We start from the raw sequence: 18743 nt of genomic DNA, 5'->3' as shown, positions 1-18743 counted from the left end.
GATTTTAGTAATTCTAAAAAAAATTACACAAATTTCATCTGCCTCTGGCAGACTCGTGGGATAGTATGACATTCCAATTTGTGTTATTTTGTATAACTGGCGATGTTTCAGAATGAGTCATTATCTTATTCTATTTATCACAAAAAAAAGCGGTGATAAACTTGATTTATCACCGCTTTTTTAAACCTCACACCGCTTGCAAATTAGAAAATATTAAATCCTAGATTTAAAGTTTGTTGCAATTAGTGGCTGGATTCCATATACGTTTTGAAATTCATGATGTCGTCTTTTATTAATTTTTCAAAATACGGATTAAGAAATTTTGCTGCCGCTTCTCCAGCAATTCCCAAAGGTGCATGGTAAGAAATTGTTATATCCATTTCTGTTGTTTGTCCCTTTGGTTTAAATATAATTTTTCCTGTATTTTTAATTGTTGATTCAGGAATAGATTGCCAACTCAAAAGTCTTTCTTTTTCATCTTTTATTATCTCAGCCTTCCATGTTAAGCTTCCTATTCCAGCGGGACCTTTGGCTTTCCATTCTGAAAGGGTTGAGTTTATTGTTTCTACAGATTGGAGATGATTCATGAATTTTGGTAAATTTTCGAGATCACGCCAAAAAGCATACACTTCGCTAACGGGTTTATTAATAACACTATTTAGACGAATATTGACATTAGAGGCCTTGTCATTTTTTAGATGATCTACAGCATCATATAGTGGACAATATCCCGAAAAACCTCGAATGAGCATTGCGCTTCCAGCGGTAATTTTTCCAATGTTTTTTTCATTTTGAGTAGTTCCTTTGTATAATAAATAAGCGCCACTTGTAACCATTGCTATTCTCTCCAGTGTTGACACATTGGTTTTTAGCTTTGGTGTAGGTAGATTTGGCATTGCAGCTGTTGTTTTTGCTTCCATGAGTAAATATTTTAAGTTTATAATGTCAAATTTATAAGGATGTAAAGTGCGTATTTTACATAATTGATCGTATTAATTATATAATTATCAGGTACTTTAAAAATTTATACTGGAATATAAATAACCATAGTGGTACCAAGGTTGATTTCGCTAATAACTTTTATAAACCCTCGATGATTGGCAACTATTTTTTTTACTAAAGTAAGTCCCAACCCGCTTCCTTTTTGATAACTATTAGTATGTAATCGGTAAAATGGTTCAAAAATTTTGGATTCATGACCTTTGTCAAAACCAATTCCATTATCAATCACACATATTTTTACGTAGTCAATTTCTGGATTCCCTCCTATTTCAATAATTTCCTCACTGGAAGGTTGTTGGGTTTCAATTTGTATTTCGGGAACAACGTCTTCTTTGGAATATTTTATGGAGTTCGTTATTAGATTGGTGAATAGTTGCTGAATTTGATTCGGAATAACGTTTAATTCTGGAAACGACATAACTGAAACTACAGCATTTTTTTTAATAATAACGTCTTTTAAATCCTTAATGTTTTTTTTCAAAAGACTGTTCAAATCCGTTTTTATATATTTTTTTTCCAGAAAAATTACTTTCGAATAATCAATAACGTCATTTATTAACTGGCTCAGGTTTACTATCAAATATTGCACACGTTCTAAATCATGTCTGCCAGATTCACTCATATTCTTTTCGTTATCAAAAATTCTTTTACTAAACATGTGAATTTTACGAAGCGGTTCCTGCAAATCATTACTAGCTGCTGTAGTGAATTTCTCTAATTGATTGTTGTATTTTTGTATTTCCGAATTTTTGACCGTCAATAGTTCATTAGCATTAAGTAAATCAGTACTATCATTAAGGGCAATGAGAATTAAACCCTCGATGGAATTTTGCAGTGGGCGGGCATTAACCATCATTGTTTTTTTTCCATTACCAGCACAAATCAATTCTACTTTAAAATTCTCAATAATTTCTTGATTATTAATCACTTTTGTAATTTGGTTTTTAAATTCCAAAATATCCCATTGAGAATTTCCAATTTCAAAAAAGATACGACCTTCCGTTTCAATATCCGTTGTTTTAAAGAGCTTATAGAATGCTGGATTAGCACTCTTAATAGTAAAATGTTTATCAATAATTAGTAACGGTTCATGAATAGTTTTAATAATTGACTCAGCATAATCATGTATGTTTATCAATTGCCTTTGATTATTTTCAAGTTCATTATGAACACATTTCAACTCTTCTTTATTGGACTCAAATTCTTGTGTTGCAATTTCTAATTCTTTATTTATGGCGTGAAGTTCTTCAAAAGTAGTTTGTTGCTCTGCTATCATTTGTTTAATAGCTTCCCTCTCTTTGGACAACTGGTGCTCTAGTTCCTCAATACGTTTTTGATCTTGATTATTTTGTATTACTTTCTTTTCAGGCTCTTTTTCAGTCCCTTCCTTGTAAAAAAGAACCATAAGATGTTCTTCGTCATTTTGAAGTGAGAGTATTTCAAAAGAAACCAGATAGGAATGTTTTTTAATTGGAATATTATCTTTTCTTATGTTTATTTTTTCGCTTTTTGCTTTTAAAATAGCATTTTGTAATTCGGAACTAATGCCTTCGTTAACCATTTTTAAAATATTAAAACTAGGTTTTCCTGGCGATGGAGATAAAAAAGGACTGGTATCTCCATGAAAATGAACTATTTCCAGATGCTCATTGATGATGACACTCACTGGTGTGAATTTTGAAAATAAAATATCAGACACAATTTTTCGAAAATCGATTTCCGGGATGGTTTTCAATTTAGAGGTTTTAATTTTCTCTAAGAAATTCTTTTGAGCTGGTCTAAATGTTTCAGGTACATTTTTATTGGGAACAATTTTACGAACATAAAATTTTTCTTGTTTTCCTATATTTTCAAATAAATCTGGAGCATTAGTTACCGATTCTAATTTTCCCAGAAAAAGCATTCCCTTGTCCTTAAGCGAATAATGAAAAGATGCTAAAGCCTTGCTTTGCAATGTTGAATTAAAGTAAATTAGTACGTTACGACAACTAACTAAATCCATTCTGGCAAACGGAGTGTCTTTTACAAAATTATGCACAGCAAAAACACACATATCGCGAATTACTTTTTTAACATGGTATTCACCATTATTTTTTACAAAGTAATTTTGCAATCTTTCATCTGATATTTGTTGAATATCCAAATCAGAATAAACGGCAGATCTGGCTTTTGTAATGCATTTTTCAGATAAATCTGAAGCAAAAATCTGAACTTTTATTCCTTCATTATTGGTTTGTAACAAATATTCGTGAAGGCAAATTGCCAGAGAGTAAGCTTCTTCGCCCGTAGCACATCCGGCTACCCAAATTCTAAGTGTATCATCGATTGTATTTTTGACTAATAATGGAAAGACAATTTTAGTTAAATTTTCAAAAGATTTCTTGTCTCTAAAAAAATATGTTACAGAAATCAGGAAATCATTAAATAAAATTTCCTGTTCCTTTTTATCAATTTGGAGTAAATTATAGTAATTTTCTAAAGTTTCTTTTTGACGGATCACCATTCTTATAGCAATTCGTCTTCTTATCGTGGGATGTTTATAGCCGTGAAAATCATTTCCTGTCCTTAAAAAAATAAAATCAATAATCTTAGCGAGTATTTCCTCTTCATTTTGAGGGATATTTTCCTCATCACTACAAGTATAATTGGTTATATCTTTTTTTTGAATTTCCAGTAAATGTGATGGAATATTTTCTGGTGCCAATACATAATCTGCAAAATAATTTTCTACAAACCTTTGAGATATCCCTTTAAATACTGCTGTCTTAGGATCTTGTACAATCGTAATTCCTCCTGATTCTTTAATTTTTTTAAATCCCAGTGCTCCATCAAAAGCAATATCGGAAAAAAGTAATATCCCAATTATAAACCTCTTGTGAACTTCAGCTAGAGATTCAAAAAAAACATCAATATTGTTGTGTAGTCTTTCGCTCCTGATATTTCGTTTAAGCATTAAAATTCCATCTACTGTTGTTAATACATTATTTTCAGGAATGATATAAATATGATTGGGCTCAAGATTTACATCATTTATAATTTCGATAACTGGAATAGTTGTGTAATCAGATAATATTTCGGGCAGACTACTAGAAATATGGGAGGAAAAATGTTGTGCAATTATATATGCCATTCCAGAATCCTCTGAAATTTCTGAAAGTATTTTTTTTAAAACATCTATTCCAGCTGTAGATGCTCCAATGCCTACAACAGGAAAATTGAGTGCATTTTTTTTTATTTTTTTATCGAGAACAGCCATAATGTATTATGTATAGTTAAATCAAAAAAAGCATAAAATTTTAACAATAAAAAAACCATTAAATTTATATAAGTAAGTCGAAAGTTTTAAAGTCGTAATGAAGTTATTTTTAAATAATCTTAACCCGTTAGGTGAAATTATCAAAAACGTCAGTTCGAGTGTTTTTTGCGTAATGAAATGAAGCGAAAAATGTATCGAGAACCGTTTTTTATTCAATATTTTCTTGTTCTCGATACAAATTTTCCGAAAAAGCTATCGCGTTTTCTGAAAATTCACTCGAACTGACGAAAATTTAATATCCAAAAACAATTTCACCCAACGAGTTAATCTTATATTGATTTATTCATTAATTATTAGTTTCTAGCTCAACTATTAGTTTTTTTGATACTTAATAGAAAAAACCGCTTGAAATTAAGCGGCCTTTTTATTTTTATTAATGTATTAAAATGTGCGTGGATTTACAGGATCCGTATTATCGAAATCATCCTCATTTGAATGATCTTCACCTTCAAGATCATCTTCATCGACAAGCGGTTCTTCTTCATCAAAATCTTCTTCGTCTTCTAGTAAATCTTCTTCTTCAATATCATTCTCACTATCGAGAGTGTCCTTATTGTCAAAATCATCTACATTAAAATCCTGATTGATATTCTGTTCTTCTTCATTCGTAATTGAATTGTCTAATGGTCCAGAATCTAAATCATTTTCGTTATATTGATTTGCGTTTTTTTGAGAATACTGATCATCCTGATTGTAATTTTCTCTTTCTTCTATACTCATAATTAGGTAGTTTTAAGGGGTTATTTTTTTTGATTTTTCTCTGTTTTTTTTGCATCCTCTTTTTTTGCATCATCAGATGATTTTGAGCCACTTTTTGAAGAGGTCTCTTTTACATCAGTTTTTTTATCTGATGATTTTGTCGCTGTTGTACCGCTGTTTTTTTTGTTTGGAGTACTCATAATTTTATTTTTTTAGAATTAATAATTGTAAATGTATAAGTAAACAGAAGCTAGATTTTATATAATATCAATGTATACTTACATGATTACCATGTTTTTTACAGCAGCCTAATTGTGTTCATTTACACTACTATATTTGGCATTGAAAAAATGCACAATATCTTATAAATTATATAATTATACTTTACACATGTAAATTACATAGCTAGTGCTAATTTTATAATTTGTAACGAGAATTATATAAATTGCTGTAGTAGTATGTGGTTATTTTTGGGATAGTATTAATTTAATTTAAAAGTTATGAAAACATCAAAAAGCACAACCGCAGAAACTAAAACTAAAACTGCTGGTTCACAATCCAAATCAAAAGGAAATGCAAAATCTTCGGCAGCAGAAGGTCTTAGAGAATTATTTGTAGATTCATTAAAAGACATTTATTGGGCAGAAAAAGCTTTGACAAAAGCGCTCCCAAAAATGGCTAAAAAAGCTACTTCAGAAAATCTTATCAATACTATTAATGACCATCTTGTAGTTACTGAAGAACAAGTTTCCCGATTAGAAGAAGTATTTGAACTAATAGGTGAAAAAGCAACAGCAAAAAAATGCGAAGCAATGGAAGGCCTAATCAAAGAAGGTGAAAGCATTATCGAAGAAACTCAGGAAGGTCCTGTAAGAGATGCTGGAATTATAGCTGCCTCACAAAAAATTGAACATTATGAAATTGCCACTTATGGAACTTTGGCAGCTTATGCTCAAACTTTAGGAGAAGATGAAGCTTTGGCTTTGTTGCAACAAACTTTAGAAGAAGAAAAAGAAGCTGATACGCTTTTGACTGATGTAGCCTACAACAACATCAACTTTGAAGCAGCTTCAGAGGATGAAAACGAAGAGGATGAAAAGTAGATTTCAACTCAACTTCATTTACAAAACCTGTGATTTTAATAAATTACAGGTTTTTTCTTTGTAATAGTGTTTCATTAACTGTATCAGTAGAAAAGTGTGTTGAAAAATTTTGATTTTTTTTTTAATAAGCTCAAATTATTTTTCATCATTTTCACCAAAACCTCAATTTTTAATTTGAATTTCCTTTCTTTTGTTGCTTAAAAAATTATTTTCCATAACTTCGTTTTTTAGAAGCAAATTCAAAGTAAACACAGCAATTAATGATACAACAGGAAGAAGAATTTAAAAGAACCATTGGTGTATTTGGTTTGTCGGCTAATATCATGAATGTAATTATTGGCGCAGGAATTTTTGCTTTACCCGCTATTGTTGCGGCATCAATGGGAGCTTCAAGTATTATTGCTTATGCTTTTTGTGGACTCTTAATGGCACTTATCATGCTGTGTTTTGCAGAAGCATCCAGCAAAGTAACACAAACTGGAGGTGTTTATTCGTATATCGAAACGGCTTTTGGTCCTTATGCGGGATTTCTAGCAGGCGTTTTTACCGTATCAGGAACTTTATTAGCAGATGCTGCTGTTTCTAACGCTTTAGTAGATGTTTTAGGTTCAACACATCCTGTTTTTGAACTAGTCTGGATGCGAATTCTATTTTTAACAGTCGTCTTTTTTGGTTTGGCCTTTGTCAATGTCATTGGTGTTAAACAAGGTATTGGTTTGGTGAAAATCAATACAATTGCAAAACTAATTCCTTTGTTGTTATTGGTTATTTTTGGTTGGCAAGCAGTTTCTATAAACAACTTAATTATAGAACGTTTTCCTGATATTCAGCAACTAGGAAAAGCATCTCTTATTTTGTTTTTTGCATTTCAAGGCTGTGAGTCTGGAATAGTGGTTTCAGGCGAAGTCATCAACCCCAAACGAACAATTCCAAAAGCCATTTTTATTAGTATTTCGGCAATTGTTATTCTTTATATGCTTATTCAAACTGTAGCTCAGGGAGTTTTAGGAAACCAATTACCGCAATTTACCGCTACTCCACTTGCTGCTACGGCTAATGTAATTTTTGGTCCAATTGGTTTTATCATTCTAACTATTGGAGCTGCCATTTCAATGTTTGGTTTTTTAAGTGGCGATATTCTAAACAATCCCAGAACGCTTTATGCCTTGGGTCGCGACAGGGTGATTCCGATAAAAGCTCTGGCTAAAATTCATCCTTCGTTTGCCACTCCTTACATTGCTATTATTGTATATGCCTTACTGGGTTTTACTATTGCCATTACAGGAAGTTTTGAAAGTTTGGTAGTCATTGCCAGCAGCTCGATATTAATTGTTTATTTAGGAGTTGTTTTAGCCGTAATCAAATTGCGTTATACTCAAAAATCAAAACCAGATGAATTTTCTATTCCTGGCGGACTGACCATTCCAATAATCTCCATCAGTATTATTCTTTATTTTTTATCGAATTTAACTCAAAACGAAATCATTGGAACGTTGATTGCAATTGGCGTTTTATCTGTTATTTATGCTTTGATTTACTTTTCGAAGAAAAAATAAAATTTCTTTTCCCCTGCCCTAAAAGGTGTAAATATTATTCGAAATTTATCAAAATTACACCCTTTAGGGTTTGGGGAATTAATTTTGATGAATTTTAAACAGATTCATAAACAATTTACACGAAATACAATGGGCTTTAATTTCACTAATCAAAGCTATATATCCATTTATTGGTCTCAAAAATAGTTAAAGTGTGTTTTCCTTTAAACTTCTAAAAACATTCACCGCAAATTCGCAAATTTAAAGACTTCGAAAGTGAAAAATAATTTGCGAATTTGCGGTTGAATTTTCTTCCCAACCTCGCAGACTTTCAGTTTGCCAAGCCAAATAATGGTTAAATTCTTATCTATAAAGTATCCTGCCTGCCATGCAGGATGAACAATTGCTTTCCATTTTCTTATCTTCGTTAATTACAAAAATTGAATCGTCTTTAATAAATTCACCTATTAAAAGGGCATTCTTTTTGTGAACATCAAGCTTTATTAACCTTTATTTAAAAAAATGAAAAAAATCTGTTTATTTATTCTTGCTTTACTAGCAATTACTCCAAAAACATTTTCGCAAAAAAACAATAAAGATCTTTTTCCTGATGGAACAAAAATTCCAGATTGGTTTTTAGATGCAACAAAAATTAATCCAAGCGATTTAGGTAAATTTTACTCTATTACCGAGTATGGTGCAGTTAACGATAGTACTATTGTACAAACGGCGGCGATCCAAAAAACAATTGACGAAGCATACAAAAATGGTGGTGGAGTTGTTGTGATTCCAAAAGGAACTTTCATGAGTGGTGCTTTATTTTTTAGAGCCAATACACATTTACATGTAACCGAAGGTGCCATCTTAAAAGGTTCTGATAATATCAATGACTATCCAAATATGCCTTCTCGAATTGAAGGTCAAAGCATTGAATATTTTGCTGCTTTAATAAACGCTTATGGAGTTAACGGATTTACCATTACAGGAAAAGGTACTATTGATGGAAACGGATTGAAATTTTGGGAAGCATTCTGGCAAAGAAGAAAAGAAAATCCACAATGTACTAATCTTGAAGTTTCCAGACCACGTTTAGTATTCATCTGGAAATGTGATAACGTTCAGGTTCAAGACGTAAGACTACACAATTCGGGTTTTTGGACCAGCCATTACTACCAATGTAATAATGTAAAAATACTTGACGTACACATTTTTTCTCCACACGAACCAGTAAAAGCTCCAAGTACAGATGCTATTGATATTGATGTTTGTACAAATATGTTGATTAAAGGTTGCTACATGGCTGTAAATGATGATGCTATTGCATTAAAAGGAGGAAAAGGACCTTGGGCGGATAAAGATGCCAGCAATGGCGGAAACCAAAATATTATTATCGAAAATTGTGATTTCGGATTTTGTCACGGTGCGCTAACTTCTGGTAGTGAAGCCATTCATAACAAAAACATCATTGTTCGCAACTGTACTGTTAACAATGCCGTACGTCTTTTATGGTTGAAAATGCGTCCAGACACACCTCAAAGATATGAGTACATTACCGTTGAAAACATTACTGGTTATGCTAAAAGTATGATTTATGTAAAACCTTGGACGCAATTTTTTGATTTAAAAGGCAGAACAGATGTTCCACTATCGTATTGTGATAATATTACTATGAGAAATATAAACATCAAATGTGATGTTTTTTATGATATGAAAATCACAGAATATGATAAATTAACCAACTTTACTTTTGAAAATTTAAAAATAGAAGCTAAAAATGATGCTATTGATAAAAGTATTATCAAAGGCTTAAAACTTAAAAATGTAGTTGTTAATAATAAAGTAATCAAATAATTACTTTACTTGTAGAAATTCTAATCATTAAAGGGTATAATATCATTATTATGCCCTTTGGCTTTTTTAAAAACCATTTTTTCATGCAATTACTCCTCAAATATTTTTTATTATTCTACTCTTTCAGCATTTAATACCAATTAGACCTATAAAAAAGTCTAATTTTTTTTTTTGTCACATCGAGCGCATTCGGGATCTAATAATGATTCTCGACTGCGCTCTAATACACCATAAGACCAATATATATTTCTAAACGGTATAATTCGGTAAAAGCAACTAAAGAAATTGTGATTACTCTTATTTCTGGACATTAGATATTTGGTATTACAGATAACAAATCCAACAATTGGTTATAAGAAAAATGTGAAACAGAATAGTATGAAAACCATTTGAAAGATTAGTAATCCGTTATATATCTCATCCAAATTTGTTTTACTACTTTTACAGCTTCAAAAACTACGATTATGTCCACAGCGAAAAAAGACTATAAAAAAATTACAACAAAGTCCTTAATTGATATGAAAGCACACGGAGAAAAAATCTCCATGTTAACTGCTTATGATTTTACAATGGCTAAAATTGTTGATTCTGCTGGAATCGATGTAATCCTTGTGGGCGATTCAGCCTCTAATGTAATGGCGGGACACGAAACTACTTTGCCAATTACATTAGACCAAATGATTTATCATGCTTCTTCAGTAGTAAGAGGAGCAGAAAGAGCTTTAGTAGTAGTCGATTTGCCTTTTGGTAGTTATCAATCGGATCCAAAAGAAGCTTTACGCTCTGCCATTCGAATTATGAAAGAAAGCGGTGGTCATGCCGTGAAATTAGAAGGTGGTAAAGAAATTAAAGAATCCATCAAAAAAATATTAAACGCTGGAATTCCTGTAATGGGACATTTGGGTTTAACACCACAATCTATATATAAATTTGGAACTTACACTGTAAGAGCCAAAGAAGAAGAAGAAGCACTGAAACTAATTGAAGACGCAAAACTATTAGAAAAACTAGGTTGTTTTTCTTTAGTTTTAGAAAAAATACCAGCCAAATTAGCCCAACAAATTGCCGAAAGCATTTCTATTCCTGTAATTGGGATTGGCGCAGGTTCAGGAGTGGATGGCCAAGTATTAGTTATCCACGATATGCTGGGAATGAACAATGAATTTAGTCCGAGATTTTTGCGCAGATACATGAATCTTTTCGAAGGGATGACTTCGGCTATTAGTCAATATGTGAACGATGTAAAATCATCAGATTTTCCAAACGAGAAAGAACAATATTAATTATTTATAAGTTATTGTGAATCATTATTTAACCAATCAACAAAAGATTTAATGCTCCAAACTCCACATACTTTTATAGTTATTCCTTGTTATAACGAAGAAAATGCTTTCACTAATGAGTATTCTAATTTCTTAGAAAATTATCCGGAAGCTACAATTTGTTTTGTAAATGATGGTTCTACGGATAATACACTTGTACTATTAGAGCAATTAAAACAAAAATATCCTAAACAAATTGAACTACTACCATTGCAAAAAAATGTGGGAAAAGCCGAAGCCGTTAGACAAGGTGTTCAATATTGTATAAAAGAATTTAATTTTAAATATATAGGTTACCTTGATGCCGATTTAGCTACAACACTGGAGGAATTCATGCTTGTAGAAAATAATTTAGAGAATGATATCGTTTTTTGTTTTGGTTCAAGAATACGAAAAATAGGTTCTACTATCGAAAGGGAAAACAGTCGATTTCTAATAGGTCGAATTGTTGCTACATTCATTTCAAATATTTTAGATATCAAAGTATATGATACACAATGTGGCTGTAAAGTTTTTACAAAAGAAATTGCGCAACTTTTATTCGAAAAAGAATTTATTTCGAAATGGCTGTTTGATGTGGAATTGTTTTTTAGAATGCTTAATCATTTTGGAAAAGAAAATGCACTATTAAAAATGAAAGAAATTCCACTTAACTCATGGATAGAAAAAGGAAATTCAAAAGTAAAGCCTACTTATTTTTTTAAGCTTTGGCTTGATTTGTACAACATCAAAAAAAAATATACTAAAAAATAATAAAAATACTATGTTAAAAGCATTTTTAGATAAATTTAAATCGAACAATTACATTCTTTTCTTTTCGGTAATTGCACTGATCCTTTTTAGATTACTACTAACAGCTAGTATTCCTCTTTTAGACAAAACTGAGGCACGTTACGCTGAAATAGCACGAATTATGTGGGAAACAAACCAATGGATTGTTCCCGAAACCGATTATGGTATTCCTTTTTGGGCTAAACCTCCATTATCAACTTGGACATCAGCAATTAGTTTTCTTGTTTTTGGTGTAAGTGCATTTGCGGCTCGTTTACCTTCTTTATTATTGAATCTCTTAATTATAGTTATTTGTGGGAAAATGGTAAAAAAAGAAGGAGCTTCTTTCTATCTACCAGGATTCATATTATTAACTATGCCTGAGTTATTGATCCATACTGGGGTAGTTTCAACTGACACTACTTTATTATTTTCGGTTACATTAATGATGCTTTCGTTTTGGAAAGCAATGAATGCTGAAAATAAAAACTATTGGAATTACCTCTTTTTTGTAGCTTTAGGTTTAGGATTTCTGGCTAAGGGACCACTAATAATGGTATTGACATTTCCTCCTCTTTTTATATGGTGTTGTCTAGATTTTAGTCGATTTAAACAACTTTTTTCTAAATTTTCTATTCTTTTAGGTATACTGATAACTGCAATTATTGCCCTACCTTGGTATTATTTTGCAGAACAACAGTCGCCAGGTTTCTTAAATTATTTTATTGTTGGCGAACATTACAAACGCTTTGTAGAATCAGGATGGAAAGGCGATTTATATGGAAGACCTAAAACCCAACCACTTGGAATCATTTGGGCGTTTATGCTTGCATTTGGTTTTCCGTGGATACAATTTATAGCTTACAAAATTTGGAAAAACAGAAAAAACATTTTAAAAAATAGCTGGTTAAGCTTTTTACTGCTTTGGTTATTATGGACACCTATTTTCTTTACTTTTTCTAAAAACATATTGCATACATATATGTTGCCTATCACGGTACCAATCATGTTTTTAATGGTTCATTATTGGGAAGATTTTAAAAGTAAAAAAATACTTTTCCGACTTGGTTTGTTTTTCCCGGTAGTGATTTTTATATTCTATTTTGGTTTTGTTGCAACTGGAAAGTTAGATCATAAAATGAACTCAGATAAGTATATGCTAGAACGTTTAGATATTCAAAATCAAAACATTCCATTGTATTATTGGCAAGAAAAAAATTATTCAGGACAATTTTATTCTAATGGAAAAGCTCAATTAGTAAAAAACGAACAGCAATTAGATTCCGTTTCTAAAATTCACCCTAAATTTTTCTTAGTAACATTAAAAAAGGCACAACATAGTATTCCAGAAAATCAGATGAGCAAAATGACATTAAAAGATCAAAATTACAAAACAATAATTTTTGTATCTAAATAAGGTAGTTTAATGAAAGAACTTTCAAATAAAAACAACCTCCAAGTTTTGCATGAAGACAATCATATCATTGTCATAAACAAGCGTGTAGGGGATATTGTCCAAGGTGATAAAACAGGAGACAAACCACTGAGTGAAGTGGTTAAAGAGTACATCAAAGACAAGTACAACAAACCAGGCGAAGTTTTCCTTGGTGTAGTACATCGTTTAGATCGACCAACAACTGGAATTGTAGTTTTTGCCAGAACCAGCAAGGCTTTAACCCGATTGAATGAGTTATTTAAAAATAGAGAAACTCAAAAAACCTATTGGGCAATTGTAAAAAACAAACCTTCGGAAAAGGAAGCAAAATTGATTCATTTCATCAAAAGAAACGAAAAAAACAATACTTCTAAAGCGCATTTAAAAGAAGTTCCTGATAGCAAAATAGCAAGTTTAGATTACCATATCATTAAAGAACTCAATAATTATGTGGCGTTGGAAATTAATTTGCATACCGGAAGACATCACCAAATTAGAGCGCAACTTTCCGCTATTGGTTCTCCAATAAAAGGGGATTTAAAATACGGATTTGATCGCAGTAATCCTGATGGAGGAATTCATTTGCATGCGCGAAAATTAATTTTCATACATCCTGTTTCTAAAGAAACTGTAACCATTGTTGCTCCTGTTCCTGGTGATGTTATCTGGAATGCTGTTTAATTTTTAGAATTCAGCAAAAAATAAAATTCTTAAATTTATACCAAAAATTGTAAAATAATTAGTGCCACTAAAAAATATGAAATCAAATAAAGACCGAATTCAAGAATTAAAAACTAACGGATATTCTTTAAATTTTGAAACTGTTTTCAATCTTGCATTCGAAAATTATAAGAAAATTGCAGTCTATGCAGGCTTATTATTGTTAGTTTCCATTCTTTTATTTGGAATTACAACATCAATAATTGTAGCTTTAACCATTGGTTTTGGAAATTTAGAAGCTATGTTAAAACCAGAAAATTTAGATCCTAAAAATTTTTCAGATGAATTTTTAGCATATTACTTAGTGGGTTCTACCCTATTGAGCTGTCTCATAAGTCCTTTTTTAGCTGGATTTATTAAAATGGCCCATTGTGCTCAAATAGATGAAGAGTTTCATGTATCTACGGTTTTTAAATATTATCAATTTTCTTATTTTAAAGAATTGTTTTTTGCCACTTTAATTATCACAGTATTAAGTTTAGGTTTTTCATCTGTTCTTAATTTAACTGGGCTTCCCATGCTAGGTTTCTTTGGTTCGTTAACGATTTCTTTATTGAGTATTTTAACTATTCCTCTAATAATTTTTAGCAATTATACAGCTTTAGAGGCCGTAAATACCAGTTTTAGTTTAGTTTCTAAACAACCACTAATTCTTTTTGGACTTTTTATTGTTAGTTATTTGTTTTGTATCGTTGGATTTTTCTTTTTCATAATTGGTTTGTTTTTCACAATACCCCTTATGTTTTCTATGTATTATGCTATTTATAGTTCAATAATTAGTTTTAAATAAACAAACATAATTCATTGTTAGCAACTTAGCTTGTTTTTTTAACTAAAGGAATGCTATTTTCTTTCAAATTGTGTTATTTTTAACAAAATTCAACAATTCACTTTTGTTGGTTAATTTTAGCTTTTAATTGTAAAAAAAATATGATACCACAATATAACTTTATATTAAAAACCTTTTTAACTAGTATTAGTTTAGGTGGTAATACTAATTTTTTAGCGATTAAAATGTTTGACATAATGAACCAATTACCTATCGATAAAAATCTTTATCGTACCATTGTACCATTTGTCTTTCTAATCATTTTTTTATTGATCTATAAATTTCACAAGGTAAAATATGCTTTGGGAAATAAATTTGTCAAAGATTTTACCCGTCAAAATTCAGAAAATAAAGAATACCAACTTCATTTCCTTTTTTTAGGACTCATTGTTTTAATCCTAGAATTAACATTTGAGTTTTTCAAAATAAGGACTAAAAGCCTTTTGTTTACTAACTTAATTATTTCTTTTGTCTTGATTGGTATTGCTTACATTAGTACCAAATCTAATTTTGTTTATAAGAATATCAAGAAAATATTCCGAATCGTTTTTTGTATTGCTTTTCTTCAAGTGTGTCGGAATTTAGTTGAATTAAGTGATGATAATATTCCGTTTTTGAGTTTTTTATTGTTTGTCTATTTTTCATTTAATATCTTAAAACCAGCAAAACTCTATTGGTTGTTTGCTCTATTCTCACTTGGTTATCTTATTGCTATTTCGTTATTAAAATTAGCTCCTTTAGATAGAATTACGGTTGTTTTTAATTACACTTTGATTGTTGTTTTTATCAATTATATTCGCCACATGTCAATCCAAGAAATCAATGCTAAATTTCATTTTAACAACCAAATTATCAACAAAGGGAATTCATTAATTATGGCAAAAAACAAAAAAAACAAAATTGTTTTTTGTAGTGAAAATGTAGAAAGTATTTTAGGTTATACAGTCAATGAAATCATGGATTATGGATATTACAAATTAACCGAAAACCCTAAAGCAACTTCATCAGAGTCATTTGAAAGCCAAATAAATGACAAAGTATTTGTTCGAAAATTAAAATGTAAAAATGGTGAATTCAAATTCATACAATGGAAAAATAAGCAATTTTCTGATAATTTAATTATTGGAATTGGTCAGGATATAACCAATGAAATTCATATTCAAAATCAATATAAAAATCTTATTCAAAACGCTCAAGATTTTATTTATGAAGTTAATCTAGATGGAAATATTGTTTTTATAAATAATTATACAGTTAAAACTTTAGGCTATACTAAAAGAGAACTTTTAAACCAGCATTACTCACGTTTTATTAGAGAAGACTACATAAAAAGCCTAAGCCGATTTTATAATAGTAATCAAGAAAATGATTTAGAATTTCCACAACTAGAAATTCCGCTTTTGAAAAAAAATGGCGAAACCATTTGGGTTGCCCAAAAAGTGATGATTAGCCACAACGATTTAGGGAAAATAACAGGCTATTCGAGTATTGCCAGAGACATTACTTTTATCAAAAACATTGAAATTGAAAAACAAAAAAGAGACCAAAAAAACAAGAAATTTACCGAAAGTCTTAAAAATTTCACAGCAAAAAGTTATTCGACAGAAGAAACTTTAGAAACCAAATTAAAATTAATCCTGGAAAGCACAACCAAAACAATTGAAGCCAATAGAGTTAGCTATTGGGAATATCTTGACGATGCTATTAATTGTCATCAATTGTATGATTTAAAAACAAATGAATTTTCAAATGGTTGTATATTAACTAAAGCCCTATATCCTAATTATTTTAAATCCATAGAAAATAAAACACCTTTAGTTGCTTCTGATGTTAAAACCAATCCTATAACAAAAGAATTATACACTGATTATCTTGAAAAACACAATATTTATTCTATGATAGACACTCCTGTTTTCATCAATGGAGAACTAATAGGAATTCTTTGTATAGAATCTACTTATACAATTAAACAATGGGATAATGAAGATATTAATTTTGCCAGATCAATTGCTGACAGTATTACAATTGCTTTTGAATCTAAAAGAAGACTCGAAGTCGAACAAAAATTAACCTACAAAAGTGATTTACTTTCGGCGATGAATTTATGCACCGAACGCTTTTTGAATGTAAAAAACATTGATAAAGTTTTCTCGGATGTACTAATTATTATAGGAAAAGCAACAAAATCATATCGCAGTTTTTATTACCAAAACCATGCTGCCGACAATACAATTAGCCAAAAATACCGTTGGACAGAAGGCAATGAAGAATTAACAGCACTAAACCCTTCTTTACAAAATTTGCCTTATTCTTTCTTTGAAGAACTTTTACCACCATTACTAGAAAATAAAATTTATCGCACTACTCTTTCTCAAGTCGAGAATCTAAGTTTGAAAAGAAAACTAAAAGCCTTAGAAGCCGCTTCAGTTATCATCTTCCCCATATTTGTTAAAAATAAATTTCACGGTTTTCTGGGTTTAAATGATTTGAATGAAGACCGTATTTGGGCTGATGATGAAATTCGAATTTTACAAACTTTAACCATGAATATTGGCTCTTCTATTGAACGAATAGAAACTGAAATTGCTGTTAATGAAAGTGAAGAGAAATTTAGATTACTAGCCAATAATATTCCTGGAACGGTTTACCTCTCTGAATATGATGAGGATTTTACAAAAATATACCTGAACGATGAAATTGAAAAACTAACAGGGTATCCAAAAGAGGATTTTCTTGAAAAAAGAATCCGATTCAAAGATTTAATTCATCCTGATGATTTAGAAAAGACACTTATAAAATCAAGTGCTAAATTATCAAAATTAGAAGCCTTTCACATCAGTTATCGTATTTTAAATAAAAAAGGTGAAATTGTTTGGATTGACGAATTTATCGACACAGTAGTCAATAATGGCGAAATAAAATACATTGAAGGAATCATGCTTGATATTAGCAAGCGTAAAGATGTAGAAAAAGCTATTAAAGCTAAAGAATACGCAGAGACAGCCAATAAAGCAAAATCAGAATTTCTGGCTAATATGAGTCACGAAATTAGAACACCGCTCAATGGAATTATTGGTTTCACTGATTTATTAATGAAAACAAAACTGGATCATATTCAAGAGAAACACATGATTACAGTTAATCAATCTGCTCATACACTGTTAGAGATTGTAAATGACATATTAGATTTTTCAAAAATTGAAGCAGGAAAACTAGAATTGTATATTGAAAAACAAGAAGTTAAAGAATTAATGACTCAAGTTGTCGATTTAATTCAGTTTGAAGCCAACCAAAAAAACTTAACACTAGAATTAAATATAGAAAATGAAGTTCCCTATTATTTCTGGATTGACATTGTTCGAATCAAACAAATACTGATTAATTTATTATCTAATGCTGTTAAATTTACTGAACAAGGTAGCGTTAAACTAAGTGTTAGCATCAAAGAAAAAATAAGCGATACACAAACTATAATTCGTTTTTCAGTAGTTGATTCAGGAATTGGAATTTTAGAACAAAATCAGAAAAAAATATTCAAAGCTTTCTCTCAAGAAGACAATTCAACGACCAAGAAATTTGGAGGAACAGGACTTGGTTTAACCATTTCGAATAAACTCTTGAACTTAATGAATAGTCAATTGAAGCTAAAAAGTGACGTAGGAAAAGGAAGTTGTTTTTATTTTGATATTGATTTAAAAACAAACAATCAATTGCTTGATTCTACGTTAAACGTAAAACCAGCCATAACTATAGAAAATCCAAGTATATTAGAAATCAATCCTAATTTACAAAACACTAAATTTTTGCTTGTTGAAGACAATAAAATCAATATGCTTTTATTGAAAACAATTATAAAAAACAGCGTACCAAAAGCAATTATTTTTGAGGCTACAAACGGACTGGAAGCCGTAAACGAATTCGAAAATATTCTTCCTGATATTATATTTATGGATATTCAAATGCCTGTAATGAACGGTTATGAAGCCACTCAAGCCATTAGAAAACTAAACGCGGGAAAAAATGTTCCCATTATAGCCATTACTGCTGGAACCGAAAAAGAAGAAAAAAATAAATGTATCGAAATGGATATGAATGATTATATTTCGAAACCAATTGTAAAAGGAATCATTGAAAAAACCCTTATCAAATGGGTAAAATAA

13 protein-coding genes are annotated in these 18743 nt (G+C 30.5%); 9 read left to right on the top strand and 4 right to left on the bottom strand.

Annotated features, from left to right (window positions below):
* Window positions 1-242 precede the first annotated feature (242 nt).
* The 4 genes from AAGV28_RS09500 to AAGV28_RS09485 all read right to left on the bottom strand — a co-directional run bounded on the left by AAGV28_RS09500 (window position 243) and on the right by AAGV28_RS09485 (window position 5217).
* Complete coding sequence (locus AAGV28_RS09500; protein WP_373406580.1) at window positions 243-920, bottom strand: SRPBCC family protein; 678 nt, start codon at window positions 918-920, stop codon at window positions 243-245.
* 104 nt (window positions 921-1024) lie between these two features.
* Window positions 1025-4258 (bottom strand): CheR family methyltransferase, encoded by a 3234-nt coding sequence (locus AAGV28_RS09495; RefSeq protein ID WP_373406579.1) that lies wholly within the window; start codon window positions 4256-4258, stop codon window positions 1025-1027.
* A 441-nt stretch (window positions 4259-4699) separates the two neighbouring features.
* Window positions 4700-5038: a hypothetical protein gene (locus tag AAGV28_RS09490; RefSeq protein ID WP_373406578.1), complete on the bottom strand. Its 339-nt coding sequence runs from the start codon at window positions 5036-5038 to the stop codon at window positions 4700-4702.
* Window positions 5039-5058: 20 nt separating this feature from the next.
* Complete coding sequence (locus AAGV28_RS09485; RefSeq protein WP_373406577.1) at window positions 5059-5217, bottom strand: hypothetical protein; 159 nt, start codon at window positions 5215-5217, stop codon at window positions 5059-5061.
* Between the two features lie 300 nt (window positions 5218-5517).
* Between AAGV28_RS09485 and AAGV28_RS09480 the strand changes: the two genes are divergently transcribed.
* The 9 genes from AAGV28_RS09480 to AAGV28_RS09440 all read left to right on the top strand — a co-directional run bounded on the left by AAGV28_RS09480 (window position 5518) and on the right by AAGV28_RS09440 (window position 18743).
* Window positions 5518-6120 carry a YciE/YciF ferroxidase family protein gene (locus tag AAGV28_RS09480; protein ID WP_373406576.1) on the top strand — a complete coding sequence of 201 codons (603 nt, stop codon included), beginning with the start codon at window positions 5518-5520 and terminating at the stop codon, window positions 6118-6120.
* A 260-nt stretch (window positions 6121-6380) separates the two neighbouring features.
* Window positions 6381-7676 (top strand): APC family permease, encoded by a 1296-nt coding sequence (locus AAGV28_RS09475; protein ID WP_373406575.1) that lies wholly within the window; start codon window positions 6381-6383, stop codon window positions 7674-7676.
* A gap of 501 nt (window positions 7677-8177) precedes the next feature.
* Window positions 8178-9506 carry a rhamnogalacturonidase gene (locus AAGV28_RS09470; protein WP_373406574.1) on the top strand — a complete coding sequence of 443 codons (1329 nt, stop codon included), beginning with the start codon at window positions 8178-8180 and terminating at the stop codon, window positions 9504-9506.
* Window positions 9507-9970: 464 nt separating this feature from the next.
* A complete protein-coding gene (gene panB / locus AAGV28_RS09465; protein ID WP_373406573.1) occupies window positions 9971-10789 on the top strand; it encodes a 3-methyl-2-oxobutanoate hydroxymethyltransferase in 819 nt (272 codons plus the stop codon).
* Window positions 10790-10840: 51 nt separating this feature from the next.
* Window positions 10841-11581, top strand: coding sequence for a glycosyltransferase (locus AAGV28_RS09460; RefSeq protein ID WP_373406572.1), 741 nt, complete (start codon window positions 10841-10843; stop codon window positions 11579-11581).
* Window positions 11582-11591: 10 nt separating this feature from the next.
* Window positions 11592-13016 carry an ArnT family glycosyltransferase gene (locus AAGV28_RS09455; protein ID WP_373406571.1) on the top strand — a complete coding sequence of 475 codons (1425 nt, stop codon included), beginning with the start codon at window positions 11592-11594 and terminating at the stop codon, window positions 13014-13016.
* 9 nt (window positions 13017-13025) lie between these two features.
* The gene (locus AAGV28_RS09450; protein WP_373406570.1) at window positions 13026-13715 is read left to right on the top strand and encodes an RluA family pseudouridine synthase; all 690 of its coding nucleotides are present in this window, start codon (window positions 13026-13028) and stop codon (window positions 13713-13715) included.
* 76 nt (window positions 13716-13791) lie between these two features.
* Window positions 13792-14544, top strand: coding sequence for a hypothetical protein (locus AAGV28_RS09445; RefSeq protein ID WP_373406569.1), 753 nt, complete (start codon window positions 13792-13794; stop codon window positions 14542-14544).
* A 236-nt stretch (window positions 14545-14780) separates the two neighbouring features.
* Complete coding sequence (locus AAGV28_RS09440) at window positions 14781-18743, top strand: PAS domain S-box protein (protein WP_373406568.1); 3963 nt, start codon at window positions 14781-14783, stop codon at window positions 18741-18743.

The organism is Flavobacterium zubiriense, from assembly GCF_041729725.1.
Classification (GTDB): domain Bacteria; phylum Bacteroidota; class Bacteroidia; order Flavobacteriales; family Flavobacteriaceae; genus Flavobacterium; species Flavobacterium zubiriense.
The sequence above is the reverse complement of the archived record's forward strand: the minus strand, read 5'-3'. Positions and strand labels throughout refer to the sequence as shown.